This is a genomic window from Micromonospora sp. RB23 (genome assembly GCF_053585025.1).
In genome coordinates, this window is record NZ_CM132111.1 from 2,966,250 (window position 1) to 2,983,453 (window position 17,204).

Below are 17,204 nucleotides of genomic sequence, written 5' to 3' on the forward strand. Positions count from 1 at the left end.
GCATCTGCCCAACATCCACGGATCTGCCCTCGGTTGTCAGGCACGCCCGATGACAACGATGTCAGAGCCGGAACATCGTCCACTGCCACCGTCCCCTCCACCCAGACACTCGACGTCCTCGACCGGACCGAGTCGAAAGGTCCCGCCCCCATGCCGTATCTCCCCCGTACGCGCGCCGTCTCCCTGCGGATAGCCGTCGCGACAACCGCCGTCCTGCTTCCCCTGGGGATGGTCGTCGCCGCGCCGCTGGCCAACGCCGCGCCCAGCGCCCCGCCACCGGGCGCCTTCCGTTCCTCGTTCGAATCGGCCGACCCGCAGCCCGCCACGAGCACCGTCGAGGTCGACCGCTCGGGTCGGCCCGTGCAGGGCAACCTCAGCGGGTCGAGCAACGCGAACCTGCCCGGCAGCCTGCTCGGTCAGGTCGAGGCCGCCACCGCGAGCGCCCAGAACCCGCCGAACGAGATCGCGGCGAACCTCGCCGACGGGAACCCGTCGACCAAGTGGCTGGCGTTCGAACCGACCGCCTGGGTGACCTACCAGCTTGCGGAGCCCGCCGTCGTCAAGCGGTACGCGCTGACCTCGGCGGACGACGAGCCGGGCCGCGACCCCCGCGACTTCACCCTCCAGGGGTCCACCGACGGCAGCACCTGGGTCGACCTGGACCGCCAGACGACGCAGCGGTTCGCCAAGCGGTTCGCCACCAACAGGTACGGCGTCGCCAACACGACGGCCTACGGCTGGTACCGGCTGGCGATCTCCGCGAACTCCGGCGACTCCCTGACCCAGCTCGCCAGCTGGGACATCAGCGACGGCTCGGACGTCCGCCCGCCGGCCACGCCCATGGTCACCGAGATCGGGCCCGGGCCGGTCGGCGGCTACACGACGAAGCCGGGCGTCGGCTTCACCGGGCTGGCCGCGCTGCGCTACCACGGTGGCGCCCAGACCGCTGGCCGCTCGTACGCGACGAACAAGCTGTACGACGTCGACATCCCGGTCGGGCCGAACACCCGCCTGTCGTACCGGATCTTCCCCGAGTTCACCGGGCAGGACGCCCGCTACCCGTCCACCTACGCCTCGGTCGACCTGCGCTTCACCGACGGCAGCTACCTCAGTGGACGCTCGGCCGTCGACCAGCACGGCTACCCGCTGACGCCCGCCGGCCAGGGCGCCTCGAAGGTGCTCTTCGCCGACCAGTGGAACGCGGTGAGCGCCGACATCGGCGCCGTCGCGCGCGGCAAGACGATCGACCGCATCCTGCTCGCGTACGACGACCCGCAGGCCACCGACGAGACCCTGTTCCAGGGATGGCTCGACGACGTCGAGCTGACTCCGAACCCGGTGACGATCGACGGCTCCCGGCTGACGAACTACGTCGACACCCGCCGTGGCACCAACTCCACCGGCGGGTTCTCGCGCGGCAACAACCTGCCGATCACCGCCGTACCCAACGGCTTCAACTTCTTCACCCCGGTGACCGACGCGACATCGGACTCCTGGGAGTACGACTACCACCGCGCCAACAACGCCGCCAACCTGCCCACGTTGCAGGGCCTCGCGATCTCCCACGAGCCCAGCCCGTGGATGGGTGACCGCAACCAGATGTCGGTGATGCCGGTGGCCGGCGACGGCCCCCTCACCGGGCCACCCGCCAGCCGGGCGCTGGCCTTCCGCCACGACGACGAGACGGCACGGCCGGACCTGTACCGGGTCGCGCTGCAGAACGGCCTGGTCGCCGAGATGACGCCGACCGACCACGCCGGCATCATGCGGTTCACCTTCGGACCGGGACCGTCCACCGGCAGTCTCGTCTTCGCCAAGGGCACCTTCGCCATCGGAACCGACGGCGCGTTCACCGGCTGGGTCGACAACGGAAGCGGCCTCTCGGCCGGGCGCAGCCGCATGTTCGTGTCCGGCACGTTCGACCGCGCGCCGACGGCGGCCACCGCGACGTCCGCGACCTTCGACGTCTCCGCGAACCGTCAGGTGACGATGCGGATCGCGACCTCGTTCCTCTCCGTCGACCAGGCCCGTCGCAACCTCGACCTGGAGGCGACCGGCCGGAGCTTCGACGAGGTCCGCGAGGCCGCCACCGCCGCCTGGAAGGACCGGCTCGGCCGGGTCGAGCTGCGGGGCGCGACCGAAACCCAGCTCGTCACCATGTACTCGAACCTGTACCGGCTGAACCTCTACCCCAACTCGCAGTCGGAGAACACCGGCACCGCCGCCGCCCCGCACTGGCAGTACGCCAGCCCGGTGTCCGCGCCGACCGGCACGTCGACCGCCACCCGCACCGGCGCGAAGATCGTCGACGGGCAGATCTACGTCAACAACGGCTTCTGGGACACGTACCGCACCGTGTGGCCCGCGTATTCGCTGCTCTACCCGGACGTCGCCGCGAAGATTTCGGACGGGTTCGTCCAGCACTACCGCGACGGCGGCTGGATCGCCCGCTGGTCGTCGCCCGGCTACGCCGACCTGATGACCGGCACCAGCGCGAACGTGGCCCTGGCGCAGGCGTACCTCACCGGGGTCAAGCTGCCCGACCCGCTCGCGGCGTACGACGCGGCCGTCAAGGACGCGACCGTCGCGTCCGGACGTGGCGCGGTCGGCCGCAAGGGCATCGAGACGTCGTTGTTCCTCGGCTACACGCCGACCTCCACGGGCGAGTCGGTGTCGTGGGCGCTGGAGGGCTACATCAACGACTACGGCATCGGCAACATGGCCGCCGCGCTGGCCAAGGACCCGGCCACGCCGAAGTCGCGGCGCGAACAGCTCAAGGAGGAGTCCCGCTACTTCCTGGAGCGGGCCCGCAACTACGTCCACCTCTTCGACTCGAAGACGAAGCTCTTCCAGGGCCGCGACGCGGCCGGGACGTTCCTCGCCGGTGACCCGCTGGACTGGGGTGGCGTCTACACCGAGACCAACGGCTGGAACTTCGCGTTCACCGCGCAGCAGGACCCCCAGGGTCTGATCAACCTGTACGGCGGGCAGAAGGCGTTGCGCGACAAGCTCGACACCTTCTTCGCCACCCCGGAGAACGCCGACCGCCCCGGCGGCTACGGCGGCGTCATCCACGAGATGATCGAGGCCCGCGCGGTGCGGCTGGGTCAGCTCGGCATGAGCAACCAGCCGTCGCACCACATCCCGTACCTGTACGACGTCGCCGGCGCTCCGGCGAAGACGCAGGCGGTGGTACGCGAGATCCTGCGGCGTCTCTACGTGGGCAGCGAGATCGGCCAGGGTTACCTGGGCGACGAGGACAACGGCGAGATGTCGGCCTGGTACGTCCTCAGCTCGCTGGGCGTCTACCCGTTGCAGGCGGGCTCGACCCACTGGGCGATCGGCTCGCCGCAGTTCACCCGGATGACCGTCCACCGCCCGAGCGGCGACATCGTGGTCAACGCGCCGAACAACAACGACCGCAACGTGTACGTGCAGAGCGTGAAGGTCAACGGCAAGAAGCAACGGGAGGTCTCCGTCGACGTGTCCGCGCTCGCCAGGGGCGGCACGATCGACTTCCAGATGGGTCCGAACCCGTCGTCGTGGGGCACCGGCCGGGACGCGACGCCGCCGTCGTTGACGAAGGGCGACGCCGTACCGCAGCCGTTGCAGGACGTCACCGGGCCGGGCCTCGGCACCGCCACGGTCAACGGCGGTCAGGCCGCGTCGACGCTGTTCGACGACTCGTCCACCACCCAGCTGACGGCGTCGTCGGGCACGCCGCAGATCGGCTGGGCGACCCGTGGCGGCCGGCAGAAGCCGACCTACTACACGATCACCTCCGGCGCCGCCGCGGGTGACCCGGCGGACTGGCGGTTGCAGGGCTCCACCGACGGGCTCACCTGGAGCACGCTGGACGCGCGGGCGGGCGAGGTGTTCCGCTGGCGCAACCAGACCCGGCCGTTCCGGATCGACAAGCCCGGTCGGTACTCCCAGTTCCGCCTCGTCGTGACGAAGACCGTGGGCGCCGCGCAGCCGACCCTCGCCGAGATCGAGCTGCTCGCCGGGGGCGACCTCGACCTGAGCGGCGGTGACATCACGGTGACCGCCACCGACGGCGTGCACGCCCGCTCCGGCGCACCCGCCACGATGGCCCTGGCCACGGTCACCGGCGGCAGCGCCGACGACTACCGCGCCACGATCGACTGGGGCGACGGCTCACCGGCCACCGAGGGCACCCTGACCCTGAGCTCCCGGGAGGTCTACCGCGTCAGCGGCGAGCACACCTACGCCACGCCCGGTTACCACCAGGCGAGCGTCACGGTGACCGACGGCGCCGGTCAGGGCTCGGTGACGGTCGGCGTCGACGTCGCGTACGCGGCGAAGTCCAGCCTCACCGCGGCGTTCGACACCGTGTGTGTCGGCGACGAGGGCACCCTCGCGGCGGACTGCGACGCGAAGTCGTGGGCGTACTCGCGGGCCGCGCTGGCGGGGGCCGGCGTGACCCAGGGGCAGCGGCACCAGGTGCCGGGCACCGAGCTGGGCTTCACCCTGCCTCAGGTCCCGGCCGGGCAGCCGGACAACGCCACCGGCAACGGCGCGACGATCGCCCTGCGCCTGCCGGCCGACGCCCGGAGCATCTCGTTCATCGGCGCCGGTACGCAGGGCAACCAGAGCACCACCGGCACGGCGACCTTCAGCGACGGCAGCACCGCCAGCGTCCCGATCCAGTTCAGTGACTGGACGCTGGGCGGCAACGCCAACGGAACGCCGTCGTACGGCAACATCGTGGTCGCGAAGTCCGCGTACCGGCTCAGTGGCACGAGCCGGGACGGCGCCCAGCCGTTCCTGTTTGCCACCACGCCGTACCAGATCCCGGCGGGCAAGACGCTGGTCTCGGTGACCCTGCCGACGCAGACCGGCGACCCCCGTTCGGCGGGCCGGATCCACGTGTTCGCGGTCGCCGACGACGGCACTCCGGCCGCCGCGCTGGTGACCGCCGCCCCGGGCGACCAGAGCGTCGACGCCGGGCAGGTCCTCACGGCGAACCTCGGATCGGTGACCGGCGGTGTCCCCGACACCACCGGCTACCGCGCCCGCGTCCAGTGGGGTGACGGCACGGTTCCGGACGACGCCACGGTCGGCGCGGACGGCGCGCTGAGCGGCCGGCACACCTACGCCGGTGCGGGCACCTACACGGTGCGCGTCACCGCGTGGGACACGCTGTCCAGCAGCACCGCCACCTTCACCGTGACCGTCCGTGGGGGCGGGGCGGCCACCACCCTCGCGGTGTCCGGCGCGCAGTCGGTCGCCGCTGGCGACGCGGTCACGGTCGTCGGCAGCGGGTTCGCCGCCGGCGAGCGGGTGACGGTGGGCCTCGCGGCCGGCACGACCCGCGAGGTGACGGTCTCGGCGTCCACGACCGGCGCGGTCCGCGCGACCGTCACGACCGCCGGGGACACCCCGCCGGGGCGGTACGCCGTCCGCGCCACCGGCGCGTCCTCCGGCACGCCGGCCACGGCAACCGTGCAGGTGACCGTGGGCTCGACGGAACCGGCCTACCAGCCGCGCCTGTCGTTGCCCACGCCCTCCGCGCCGCGCGGCACGTCGATCACCATCGACGGCGCCGGCTTCGCGCCGAACGAGACGATCGCGGTCAGCCTCGGCGACGGCCGTCAGGTCGGCACGGTGCGCGCGAACGGTGACGGCATCGTCGCCGGTGGGACCGTCGGCGTCCCGGATTCGATGGAGCCCGGAGTCACCAGCGTGACGTTGTCCGGGTCCCGCTCGAAGGCGACGGTGTCCCGACCGTTCACGGTCACCGGCACGAGGTAGGCCGGGAGTTCACCAGTCGGGCGGGCCGTGCTCCACGGCCCGCCCGACACCCGTTCCGGGTCCACCCGATGTCGGCCCCGGGACGCGGGTCGCGCGACCGCCCGACCTCGCTGCCCCGGATCTGGGGCAGCTCGACAGGGGCCGGGGTGGACCCTCGTCACCCCTTCGCCCATGCCGGCGACGCGTCCAGACGGAGCTGCCAGTGCGCGCCGTGGCCGGTGAGCCGGACGACCGCCAACGGCGCGACGTCGAACTGCCGGTACGTCGCCAACGGCAGACCCAGGGCGTGCACGAGCGCGACCCGGATCACGAGCGGGTGGGTGACGGCCGTGACGCGTCGGCCGTCCCCGCGCTGCGCGTCCAGCCACCGACCGACGCGCTGACGCACCGCGACGACCGATTCACCGCCGTGCGGCGCGGCGTCCGGCGTGGACAGCCACTCGCGCAGCGCGTCGGGCCGCTCCGCCGCGATCTCCGCGAGGGGCCGGCCGGTCCAGTCGCCGTAGTCGCAGTCGGCCAGGGCCGCCTCGACGGTGGGCGCGAGGCCGAGGACCTCGGCGGTCTCGACGGCCGCCGCAGCGGGGCTGGACAGGCACGCCACGGTGTCGCCTGCCCGTCGGCCGGCGTCAGCGGGGGACCGGACGAGGGCGGCGCGTCGGCCGCCCTCGTCCAGGCTGTCGTTGCCGCCGAACCGGGCCTGTCGCAGGCCAGCGGTGTGACCGTGGGCAACGAGCCGCAGGCGGGTGACGCTCACCCGGCCAGTCGTGCGTCGGCGACCACGCGCTGGCGGTGCATCAGGGCGGCGAAGAGCAGGCCGATCCCGGTCCACAGCACCGTCTGGGTGCCGAGCGAGGCGAGCCGGAAGCTCCACAGCAGCGTCGCCGGGAAGTCACCGGGGACCTCCTGGAACGATGGCAGCACCACGTACGACACGACGGTGACCAGCAGAAAACCGCCGACCGCGGCGCTGGCCCGCAGCCACACCGGCGCCTGCTCGCCCACCGACCGGTAGCCCAGCGAACCGGACCAGACCGCGGCCAGGCCGAGCACCACCATCAGCAGGTAGGTGACGGTGCGCTGGTCGATGGTGGACGGATCGCCGACGGCCGGGGGATTCGGCGGGTACTTGAGGAACGGCACGATCACCGCGCCGAGCAGCGCGCCACCGGCGAGCAGCAGCCCGGACCTCCCGTCGTCGACGGTCCGCCGCCGACGACCCAGCAGGACGTACGCGCTGGCCAGCAGCCCGCCCATCGCGGCCCCGAACAGGCCGGTGGCCAGGAACAGGCCGCCGCGTTGGCCGTTCCGGCTGACCAGGGCGTCCTCGTCGTGCTGGTGCCCGTCGGCGGTGGCCTCGTCGTGCTGGTGCCCGTCCGTGGCGGGCTCGGCCTGCGTGGCCGCCTCCTCGATGGCGATGGCGGCCTCGACGTGCGGTTCGCCGACGACGTAGGCGAACGTCCCGGCGAGCAGGCCGGCGACCAGGCCGGCGAGCAGCCCGCGCAGCAGGACCGTGACGAACGTGGGTGCGGCGCCGGCGCCGCTCAGTGGCACGGGACGCCCAGCAGGTGCCGGCCGTCGTGCATCAATTCGTGCAGGTACATCCCGCTGCGCGAGACCGCCCCCTGGTCGAAGGCGACGAGGTAGGTCAGCAGGGCGAGCGCGGCGACGGTTGCCAGCACCGTCCACAGAAGACGGGTCGGGACAGCGGGGTGCGCCAGCGGCTGGCTGGACGTGGAGCTGGACATGCGTAGACGAACCTCCTCGGGGATGACGCGTCCCCATCGCAAGGCTGCGGACGACCGAGCGTCCTGGCTCGCGACCCCCAGGCTGGGGGCCGCTCACAGTGGCGCGACCGCGCCGGATTCTCACCGGCTTCCCTCGCGTCGCCGCAGATAGTGGGTCGACCGTATCGGTGCCGATTCGGTCGGTCAAGCCGATGACGACTGCCGGTGCGGCACCGCCCGCCGTTCGGTCCACCGCCGATCGACGAGGGCCGTCACCGCGGGCCGCGACACGCCCGAGCCCGACATGTGGGGTGTGACAAACGCGCTCGCCCCTATATATGGTGTCGACCGCAGCTGGTTCGGCCGCTCACCACGAGTGGTCGAGGCAAGAGGGAACCCGGTGGAAATCCGGGACTGCCCCGCAGCGGTGAGTGGGAACGACCGCCGTCATCGGCACTGGGCCACCGGCCTGGGAAGCGACGGCCAGTAGGTGACCGGGCATGCCCGGGTGTGCCCGCGAGTCCGAAGACCTGCCAGCGCGCCGCGTACCCGAACCCGGGCGCGCGGTGGTCCGAGGCCGCGTGGGACGGCCGACGCCAGTCGACCCACGCCGTGCGGGCGGTGGGTCCGACGGTGTCGGTCTCGTCGTGTCCGAGGGCCCCTGGAGGTCTCCGAACTCGCGAGGAGCAAGTGGTGACAGTCACCGAGGTGGTCCCGGTCAGCGGTGCGGCCCCCCGCCCGATCGCCGTGCGGGTGCGTACGGGCGACGGCGGCGTCGAGGCCGTGGACGTGCACAGGCTCGTCCGGGCGGTCGAGCGGTGGGCCGACGACCTGCCCGACGTCGACCCGCTTCGGGTGGCGACCCGCACGATCAGCGGCCTGTACGACGGCGCGACGACGGCCGAGCTGGCCGCGCTGACCATCCAGACCGCGGCCGAGATGATCGGGGCGGAGCCGCAGTACTCGCGCCTCGCCGCCCGGCTACTGGCCACCCATGTGGACCGGGAGGTGCGCCGGCAGGGCATCGACTCGTTCAGCGCGGCGATCCGGACCGGTCACGCCGAGGGCCTGATCGGTGACGACACCGCCGCGTTCGTCGCCGCGCACTCCCGCGTGCTCGACGACGCCGTCGACACCGACGGCGACCGTCGGTTCGAGTACTTCGGCCTGCGCACCGTCTACGACAGGTATCTGCTGCGCCACCCGACGAGCCGCCTCGTGCTGGAAACCCCGCAGTACTGGCTGCTGCGGGTGGCCTGCGGCCTGTCCCGTACGCCGGACGAGGCGGTCGACTTCTACCGGCTGATGTCCAGCCTCGCCTATCTGCCCAGCTCGCCGACCCTGTTCAACTCCGGCACGCGGCACACGCAGATGTCCTCGTGCTACCTCGTGGACTCGCCGCGCGACGAGCTGGACTCGATCTACGCGCGCTACGCGCAGGTCGCCAGTCTGTCCAAGTTCGCCGGTGGCATCGGCATCGCGTACTCCCGGGTCCGGTCCCGGGGCGCGCTGATCCGCGGCACGAACGGGCAGTCCAACGGCATCGTGCCGTGGCTGCGCACGCTGGACGCGAGCGTCGCGGCGGTCAACCAGGGCGGCCGGCGCAAGGGCGCGGCCTGCGTGTACCTAGAGCCGTGGCACCCGGACATCGAGGAGTTCCTCCAGCTGCGGGACAACACCGGCGAGGACGCCCGGCGTACGCACAACCTCAACCTCGCCAACTGGATTCCGGACGAGTTCATGCGCCGGGTCGAGGCGGACGAGATGTGGTCCCTGTTCGACCCCGACGAGGTGCCCGAGCTGCCGGACCTGTGGGGCGAGCGGTTCGACGCCGCGTACCGGGCCGCCGAGGCGCAGGGCCGCTACGTGCGGCAGCTGCCGGCCCGCGAGCTGTACGGGAAGATGATGCGGACCCTGGCCCAGACCGGCAACGGCTGGATGACCTTCAAGGACGCGGCCAACCGGCTGTGCAACCAGACGGCCGAGCCGGGCAACGTGGTGCACCTCTCCAACCTCTGCACCGAGATCATCGAGGTGTCCAGCGACGACGAGACCGCCGTGTGCAACCTCGGCTCGGTGAACGTCGCCGCCCACCTGACCGGGGACGGCATCGACTGGGAACGGCTGCGCGCGACGGTCCGGACGGCGGTGACGTTCCTCGACCGGGTCATCGACATCAACTACTACCCGACCCCGCAGGCGGCGGCGAGCAACCCCCGTTGGCGGCCGGTCGGGCTCGGGCTGATGGGGTTGCAGGACGTGTTCTTCGCGCTGCGGCTGCCGTTCGACGCGCCGGCCGCGCGGGAGCTGTCCACGCGGATCAGCGAGGAGCTGTACCTGACCGCGCTGGAGACCTCCGCCGACCTGGCGCGCCGGTTCGGCGCACACCCGGCGTTCGCGCAGACCCGGGCCGCGCGGGGGGAGCTGCAACCCGACCTGTGGGGCATCGAGGGTACGCAGACCGCGCGCTGGACCGCGCTGCGCCAGCAGGTGCGGGAGTACGGGCTGCGTAACTCGCTGCTGGTGGCGGTCGCGCCCACCGCGACGATCGCCTCGATCGCCGGCTGCTACGAGTGCGTCGAGCCGCAGGTGTCCAACCTGTTCAAGCGTGAGACGCTGTCGGGGGAGTTCCTCCAGGTCAACACCGCTCTCGTACGCGAGTTGAAGGCCCGGGGCCTGTGGACCGAGCGGATCCGTTCGGCGATCAAGCGGGCCGAGGGGTCGGTGCAGTCGGTCGCGGAGCTGCCGGCCGACGTGCGGGAGCTGTTCCGCACCGCGTGGGAGCTTCCGCAGCGTGCGCTGATCGACCTGGCCGCCGCCCGCGCGCCGTTCATCGACCAGTCCCAGTCGTTGAACCTGTTCCTGGCCTCGCCCACCATCGGCAAGCTCTCCTCGATGTACCTGTACGCCTGGAAGTCCGGGCTGAAGACCACCTACTACCTGCGGTCCCGGCCGGCCACCCGCATCCAGCAGGCCACCGTCAGCGCGGTGACGCCCGTCGCTGCCGTCGCTGCCGTCGCTGCCGTCGCTGTCGACGCGGAGGCGCTGGCCTGCTCGCTGGAGAACCCGGAGTCCTGCGAGGCGTGCCAGTGACCGTCGCCGAGACCACTACCGACAGCACCACCGACGCGAGGACCACGCACATGCTGCTCGACCCCGGGATGGACCTGACGCTCCGTCCGATGCGTTACCCGCACTTCTTCGACCGGTTCCGCGACGCCATCCGCAACACGTGGACGGTCGAGGAGGTGGACCTGCACGCCGACCTGGCGGACCTGGACCGGCTGTCGCCGGCCGAGCGGCACCTGGTCAGCCGCCTCGTGGCGTTCTTCGCCACCGGCGACACGATCGTCGCGAACAACCTCGTGCTCAACCTGTACCAGCACGTCAACAGCCCCGAAGGTCGGCTCTACCTGTCCCGGCAACTGTTCGAGGAGGCCGTGCACGTCCAGTTCTACCTGAACCTGCTCGACACGTACGTGCCCGACGAGACCGAACGGTTCGAGGCCTTCGCCGCCATCGAGAACATCCCCTCGATCCGTCGCAAGGCCGAGTTCTGCTTCCGGTGGATCGATTCGCTGCACGATCTGCGGGAGTTGCGTACCCGCGCGGACCGGCGGACGTTCCTGCTCAACCTGATCTGCTTCGCCGCCTGCATCGAGGGGTTGTTCTTCTACGGCGCGTTCGCGTACGTGTACTTCCTGCGCTCGCGGGGCCTGCTGCACGGTCTGGCGTCCGGCACCAACTGGGTGTTCCGCGACGAGTCCATGCACATGGCGTTCGCGTTCGACGTCGTCGACACCGTCCGGGCCGAGGAGCCCGACCTGTTCGACGACGACCTGGCCGACCAGGTGCGCCGGATGCTCACCGAGGCGGTGGAGTGCGAGGTCCAGTTCGCCGAGGACCTGGTGGGTCAGGGCGTGCCCGGTCTCACCCTGGCGGACATGCGCCAGTATCTCCAGCACGTCGCCGACCGCCGTCTCGTCCAGCTCGGGATCGCGCCACACTACGGCTCGGCCAACCCGTTCGCGTTCATGGAGTTGCAGGACGTGCAGGAGCTGTCCAACTTCTTCGAGCGGCGGGTGTCGGCGTACCAGGTCGGGGTGACCGGCGCGGTCGCCTTCGACGACGACTTCTAGAACCCCCACCCCACCCCCGGTCCCGCCCCGTCGATCATGAAGTCGTTGCGCCCCTATCGGCGTGTCGGGGGCATTAACTTCATGATCGACGTCGGCGGCGGACGGGGTGGGGATGGGGTGGGGGTGTTCTTGGGGGTGGGGACGGAGGTCAGGCGGGGGCGCAGGTGGGAGTGGTAGCGGGCGGGCTGGTCGAGGTGATGGAGCTGAGGTAGCCCGCGGTGGTCGAGGTTCCCGGCGCGAGCTGGCCGTTGTAGCTGGCGTTCGCGACGCTCACCTGGCTACCCGACTGGGTGAGGGTGCCGTTCCAGACCTGGGACACGGTCTGACCGCTGGCGAGCGTCCAGGTGACCCGCCAGCCGTTGAGCGCCGACGATCCGGAGTTGGCGACCGTCAGCCGTCCCTCGAAACCGCCCTGCCAGGTGTTCACCACGGTGTTGGTGACCGCGCAGGACGTCCCGGCCGGGCTCGTCGGCGTCGGCGTGGGAGTGGTCGTGGGCGTCGGGATGGGCGTGGGCGTCGGGTCCGCGGTCGGGCTCGGCGTCGGGGTCGGCGTCGGCGTGGTGCCGTTGGCCTGGAACTGCCACCAGTTCAGGTTGAACAGGGTGCCGCTGCCGCCGGTGAACCGCAGGTACAGGTCCTGGGTGCCGGTGGCGCCGGAGACCGGGCAGGAGACGGTCTGCCAGGTCTGCCATCCGCCGGTGCCGGGGACCGCGCAGCTGCCCACCCGGGTGCCGGTGGGACCGCCGAGACGCAGCTCGATGGTGCCGCCGGACGTCGCCGAGGCGACCCGCGCGGAGAAGGACGCGGCGCCCGTACCGAAGCCGACGCCCTTGACCTTGATGTAGTCCCCGTTCTCGATCCATCCGACGTTCATTCCGCCCTCGCTGGCGGCCTCGGTCTCGATGCCGGAGCCCCAGGCGATGGTCTCGGCCTCCTGCCGCACGTACGGGTTCAGCGTGCCGATCTGCGGCGCGCCCGTCGTGGTCATGTTGATCGTCGGGATCGTGCCGTTGGTGTTGTAGGTGAACTTCTCCACGGCGACCGAGCGGGTGTAACCGCCACCTCCGGGTAGCGCCCCGTTGTGGTAGAAGAAGTACGAGCCGCCGTTGAAGTCGATGACTCCGGGGTGGTTGGTGAAGCTCGCGCCCTGGCGGGGCATGACCGTGCCGCGGTAGGTCCACGGGCCGGTCGGGCCGGTGGCGGTCGAGTAACCGATGAACTCGGAGCAGCACTCCGCCGCGAACACGTTGTAGTAGATGCCGTTGCGCTTGTAGACCCAGGGGCCCTCCTCGTAGAGGGTGGGCCGGCTCGCGTTGCCCGACCGGGTGCCGAACCCGGCGGTGGTGAGCGGGATCTTGGTGGCGCTGCCGCTGTACGAGATCATGTCGGCGTTCAGTCGGACGTACCAGAGGTTCGGGTTGCCCCAGTACAGGTACGCCTGGCCGTCGTCGTCGACGAAGACGGTGGGGTCGATCTCGCCGTTGCCCACCAGCGGGCGGCCGATGGCGTCCCGGAACGGCCCGGTGGGGCTGTCGGCCACCGCGACGCCGATGGCCATCGAGTTGGTGGCCCGGGCGGTGACCGGTACGTACCAGTAGAACTTGCCGTTGCGGGCCACGACCTGACCTGCCCACGCGTTGGCGCTCGCCCAGCTGAAGGTGGAGACGCTCAGCGGCGAGCCGTGGTCGGTCCAGTTGACCATGTCGGCCGACGACCACACCCGCCAGTCCTTCATGGTGAAGTACGTGGAGCCGTCCTCGTCGTGGCCGGTGTAGAGGTAGACCCGTCCGTTGTGGACCAGCGGCGCCGGGTCGGCCGTGTAGATGTGCTGGACGATGGGGTTGTCCGCGCGGGCGGCCGTGGCCGGCATCAGCGTCGAGACGAGCAGCAGGCTCGCGAGCCAGGCGAGGCCGCGCCGGAGCCGGCTCGTGGTCCGCGGTGGCGGTGTGGGGCGCATCGGTACCTCCAGGGTGGGTCACGACGGGCGGGGCGGCCCGCCGCGTGCGCTGGCGGCGTGTCGCGGGGTCGTCGCGGGTCGCTCGGGGTGGGGCTGCGGCGGTGCCGCGAGCACGGCAGGAGAGGGTCGCGTGTCCACCCGTGGCGCCCGCGCGCGTCGGCCCGCCGTTGTCGACGGCGGTGTTCAACGTCCCTGCGGGAGGCCCGGTCACCCACCAGTGGGCGTTGGTCATGCACTGCTCCATCGATCTCGGCGGATCGAGTGGAGCGGTGAAGCGTGCCCTTCGCCTCTGCGGCCCGAGGGTAGTCTGTTATCGCTAACATTCTCAAGCGATGGATGGACCTGGATTTCGCGACGGCATCACGGACGGGTCGGCGCAGGGCCGTACGCAGGGGTCGACAGGCTGGTCAGCGCTGTAGTCGAGTCGGGCTTCCCGGTCCGCTGCGACGCACGAGCCACGCCTCCGTGATGTGCGTGAACATCGCCTGTGCCGCGCCCTCGGGGTCGTGGGCGGCGATGCGTTCGTAGATGCGTCGGTGTCCCTGGTTCGACGCCACGCACATGGCCCGCTCGGGCTGGCCCATGTACCGGGCGGTGTTGACGACCTGGCTCTCCAGGGACCTGACGACACCCCGGGCGATGCGGTTCCCGGACGCCTGCATGACCGTGTCGTGGAAGGCGCGGTCGTGCTCCTGGTAGGTGACGTGGTCGTCGACCAGCTCGTCCATGCGGTCCACCAGGGCGCGTAGCCGGTCGATCGTCGCCTCGTCGGCGAGGCGGGCGGCCACGTTGGCCATGTCGGACTCCAGCACCCGGCGGGTGACCACCAGGTCGTCCAGGATCGCCAGGGTGTCGTCCTCGGCGATGGTCGCCGCGAGGACGAGTTCGTCGAGCATGTCCCATGACGAGGGCGGGGTGACGAGCGTTCCGCTGCCCTGGCGGACCTGCACGAGCCCCTTCTCCTGGAGGATCTTCACCGCTTCCCGGATGACGGTCCGGCTCACCGAGAAGGTCTCGCAGAGCACCGGCTCGGGGGGCAGTGGCGTGCCGGAGGGGTGTGCTCCCTGGACGATACGGGTCACCAACTCGGCCGTGATCGCCTGTGCCAGATTCGTCGGGCGACGCGTCCAGGTCGGCGTCGCCGCGCCGTTGACGGCCGACCGGTTCGATGTCGTCACGTTTACCTCCGCGTAGCCGCGGGAGCGGGCCCACGAGTCCGCCCCAGTGTACGGGCAACCGTTGACGTCAGACGTCATACGAGTTACGTTCTCGTCAATCTTGCATCGACGGCCGTTCCCAGGCCACTCCCCATATGAAGGTGAGCAACGATGAAGCAACGAGCAGTGTGGTCCGCGGTCCTCGTTGCAGGGCTGGCCCTGACAGGCTGTGGAAGCGCGACAGGTTCGGGTTCATCGTCCGGAGGCTCGGACAAGAAGCTGGTGGTCTGGGACTGGAAGTCCGGCGAGGCCAGCTCCGCCCAGTACGTGGAGAAGGCCAAGGCCGACTTCGCCAAGAAGCACAAGGACGTCGAGGTCGAGTTCGTCGCCCAGCCGTTCGACCAGTACTACACGTTGCTCGGCGCGGCCATCCAGTCGGGCAAGGGACCGGACGTGATCCTGTTCAACGGTGGCGGCCAGATCCGCGACCGGGTGGACTCGCTCCAGCCGCTGGACGAGTACGTGGGCGAGGACCGGCAGCGGCTGGCCGGCTGGGAGGCGTTCGCCAAGGGTGGCAAGACCTACGCCGCGCCGGTGACGCTCCAGGGTCATCCGATCTACTACAACAAGACGCTCTACGAGAAGGCCGGCCTCGACCCGGCGAAGCCCGCCACGACCTGGCAGGAGTTCGTCGCCAACTGCGGTGTCATCACCAAGCAGACCGGCGCCAAGTGCTTCTCCGTCGGCAACAAGGAGGGCTACGGCATCCAGTTCTTCCTGTCGGCCATGGCCTCGGGCGTCCTGACTCCACAGGAGTACGACAACTGGATCGCCGGCAAGCGCGACTGGAACTCGCCGAACGTCAAGCGGCTCTTCGAGCTGTGGAAGGAGACCGGTGCCGCGAAGCTGAACAACGACGGGGCCAACTCCACCGCCCTGTTCAACGACGCGTTCGCCGTCTTCCAGTCCGGCAAGGCCGCCCACATGATCGGCCTCATGTCGGACATCGGGCACTGGAAGGACTTCAACGAGTTCATCACGCCCGAGAAGCTGGGTGTGATGATGGCCCCGACGGTGACCAGCGGCGTGACCCCCAGCCTGCCGTACGACGGTGGCATCGGTTACGCGGTCGCCAAGTGGACCAAGGACCCGAAGGTGGCCGCCGACCTGGTGCGTTCGTTGACCTCCACCGACGCGCTGAAGGCGTTCTACGCCAACGCGGGCGCGATCACCGCGGACACCACCATCGACGTGTCCGCGGGTGGTCCGGCCGTCACCACGATCGTCGGCGCGCTCAAGACCGGCAAGCCGGCGGTGCACGTGGCGCTCTCCTCGAAGTCGCTCGATCTGATGGGCCGCCTCTCGCAGCAGTTGCTCAGCGGCTCGATCAGCGTGGACGAGGTCGTGAAGCAGATGGCCGCCTCGGACACGGCGGGCTGATCCCGTGACGATCGGCAACTCGCTCCCGTCGGTCCGCTCGGCTTCGGCCGGGCGGGCCGGCGGGGTGCCGCCCTCCGCGCCGCCGCGCGACCGCGCCGTCTCCCGGCGCGCCGCGGGCGGCCGTCGCGCCGAACAACTGGCGCCCTTCGTGCTGGTCGCCCCGGCCGTCCTGATCCTCGTGCTGCTGCGGCTGTACCCGTTGGCGCTGGGCGTCAACTTCTCGTTCACCGGCGACGGCGAGCGTGACGGGGCGATGGTCGGCTTCGACAACTACGTGGAGCTGCTGCACGACCCGCTGTTCCAGCAGGCGCTGCGCAACGTGGGCCTGCTGGTCCTGCTCCTGCCGGTGGCGGTGGCCATCCCGGGTCTGCTCGCCACGTTCATCTACCTGCGCGTGCCCGGGCACCGGTTCTACCGCAGCGTCTACTTCTTCCCGGCGGTGCTGTCCCCGGTCATCGTCGGCGCGATCTTCAACCTGCTGCTCTCGTTTGACGGTCCTGTCAACGTTGTCCTCTCCACGGTCGGCCTCGGGCCGGTGGACTGGCTCGGTGATCCCGACGTCGCCATGTTCGCGGTCGTGGGCGTCCACGTGTGGGCGACCTTCGGGATGGCTCTGGTGGTGTTCCTCGCGGGCTTCGCGACCCTGGACGCCGCCCTGCTGGACGCCGCGCGGGTGGACGGCGCGTCCCTGGCCCAGGTGATCTGGCATGTGATCATCCCCAGCCTGTCCCGCACCATCCAGTTCGTCTTCGTGACCACGATGATCGGGATGCTCACCTCCATGTTCGGCCTGCTCTACGTCATGACCAGCGGTGGTCCGGAGGGCTCGACGTACCTGCCCGAGTACTACATCTGGATCCAGCAGGGTCGGATGAACCGCCCGGCGCTCGCGTCGGCGGCGTCCACCGTCCTGTTCGTCATCATGCTCGTGGTCGGGCTCGTGCAGCTCAAGCTGCTCCGACGCGCGGGAAGGGAGGACTGATGTCCCGCGTCCGACTCGGTAGATGGTTGC

General features: G+C 70.8%; 10 protein-coding genes and 2 riboswitches. Of the genes, 5 read left to right on the forward strand and 5 right to left on the reverse strand.

Annotation, left to right across the window (positions count from 1 at the left end; all coding sequences use genetic code 11):
• Positions 1 to 150 precede the first annotated feature (150 nt).
• The gene (locus ACTFTM_RS13560) at positions 151 to 5,775 is read left to right on the forward strand and encodes a GH92 family glycosyl hydrolase (RefSeq protein WP_449566123.1); all 5,625 of its coding nucleotides are present in this window, start codon (positions 151 to 153) and stop codon (positions 5,773 to 5,775) included.
• 157 nt (positions 5,776 to 5,932) lie between these two features.
• On the opposite strand, the gene ACTFTM_RS13565 is transcribed toward ACTFTM_RS13560, so the two are convergent.
• From ACTFTM_RS13565 to ACTFTM_RS13575, 3 genes are read right to left on the reverse strand one after another with little or no spacing between them, the layout of a single operon-like run.
• Positions 5,933 to 6,529, reverse strand: coding sequence for a histidine phosphatase family protein (locus ACTFTM_RS13565; RefSeq protein ID WP_449566124.1), 597 nt, complete (start codon positions 6,527 to 6,529; stop codon positions 5,933 to 5,935).
• Positions 6,526 to 7,326, reverse strand: a complete 801-nt coding sequence (locus ACTFTM_RS13570) for a CbtA family protein (protein ID WP_449566125.1) — start codon at positions 7,324 to 7,326, stop codon at positions 6,526 to 6,528. The genes ACTFTM_RS13565 and ACTFTM_RS13570 overlap by 4 nt, the downstream gene beginning before the upstream one ends.
• Positions 7,317 to 7,520 carry a CbtB domain-containing protein gene (locus tag ACTFTM_RS13575; protein ID WP_433538459.1) on the reverse strand — a complete coding sequence of 68 codons (204 nt, stop codon included), beginning with the start codon at positions 7,518 to 7,520 and terminating at the stop codon, positions 7,317 to 7,319. The genes ACTFTM_RS13570 and ACTFTM_RS13575 overlap by 10 nt, the downstream gene beginning before the upstream one ends.
• A 35-nt stretch (positions 7,521 to 7,555) precedes the next feature.
• A riboswitch (cobalamin riboswitch) is annotated at positions 7,556 to 7,695 on the reverse strand.
• Between the two features lie 142 nt (positions 7,696 to 7,837).
• Positions 7,838 to 8,051: riboswitch (cobalamin riboswitch) on the forward strand.
• A gap of 189 nt (positions 8,052 to 8,240) precedes the next feature.
• Between ACTFTM_RS13575 and ACTFTM_RS13580 the strand changes: the two genes are divergently transcribed.
• Together ACTFTM_RS13580 and ACTFTM_RS13585 are read left to right on the forward strand one after the other, a co-directional pair.
• Positions 8,241 to 10,592: a ribonucleoside-diphosphate reductase subunit alpha gene (locus ACTFTM_RS13580; RefSeq protein WP_449566632.1), complete on the forward strand. Its 2,352-nt coding sequence runs from the start codon at positions 8,241 to 8,243 to the stop codon at positions 10,590 to 10,592.
• A 50-nt stretch (positions 10,593 to 10,642) separates the two neighbouring features.
• Entirely contained in the window at positions 10,643 to 11,638 is a 996-nt protein-coding gene (locus tag ACTFTM_RS13585; RefSeq protein ID WP_449566633.1) for a ribonucleotide-diphosphate reductase subunit beta, read from the forward strand.
• Between the two features lie 148 nt (positions 11,639 to 11,786).
• Here the strand turns inward: ACTFTM_RS13585 and ACTFTM_RS13590 are convergent, their stop codons facing one another.
• Positions 11,787 to 13,595, reverse strand: coding sequence for a family 43 glycosylhydrolase (locus tag ACTFTM_RS13590; protein ID WP_449566126.1), 1,809 nt, complete (start codon positions 13,593 to 13,595; stop codon positions 11,787 to 11,789).
• A gap of 407 nt (positions 13,596 to 14,002) precedes the next feature.
• Positions 14,003 to 14,773, reverse strand: coding sequence for a FadR/GntR family transcriptional regulator (locus ACTFTM_RS13595; protein WP_449566127.1), 771 nt, complete (start codon positions 14,771 to 14,773; stop codon positions 14,003 to 14,005).
• Positions 14,774 to 15,034: 261 nt separating this feature from the next.
• On the opposite strand from ACTFTM_RS13595, the gene ACTFTM_RS13600 reads away from it, so the two are divergent.
• Positions 15,035 to 16,192 (forward strand): ABC transporter substrate-binding protein, encoded by a 1,158-nt coding sequence (locus ACTFTM_RS13600; protein WP_449566128.1) that lies wholly within the window; start codon positions 15,035 to 15,037, stop codon positions 16,190 to 16,192.
• Between the two features lie 4 nt (positions 16,193 to 16,196).
• Positions 16,197 to 17,174, forward strand: a complete 978-nt coding sequence (locus ACTFTM_RS13605; RefSeq protein WP_449566129.1) for a carbohydrate ABC transporter permease — start codon at positions 16,197 to 16,199, stop codon at positions 17,172 to 17,174.
• The last annotated feature ends 30 nt before the right edge of the window (positions 17,175 to 17,204 follow it).

What these genes read in the sequence shown, in the direction of transcription:
- ACTFTM_RS13560 (WP_449566123.1), top strand. Translation starts at nt 151, where the DNA reads ATGCCGTATCTCCCCCGTACGCGCGCCGTCTCCCTGCGGATAGCCGTC.
- ACTFTM_RS13575 (WP_433538459.1), bottom strand. Translation starts at nt 7,520, where the DNA reads ATGTCCAGCTCCACGTCCAGCCAGCCGCTGGCGCACCCCGCTGTCCCG.
- ACTFTM_RS13585 (WP_449566633.1), top strand. Translation starts at nt 10,643, where the DNA reads ATGCTGCTCGACCCCGGGATGGACCTGACGCTCCGTCCGATGCGTTAC.
- ACTFTM_RS13590 (WP_449566126.1), bottom strand. Translation starts at nt 13,595, where the DNA reads ATGCGCCCCACACCGCCACCGCGGACCACGAGCCGGCTCCGGCGCGGC.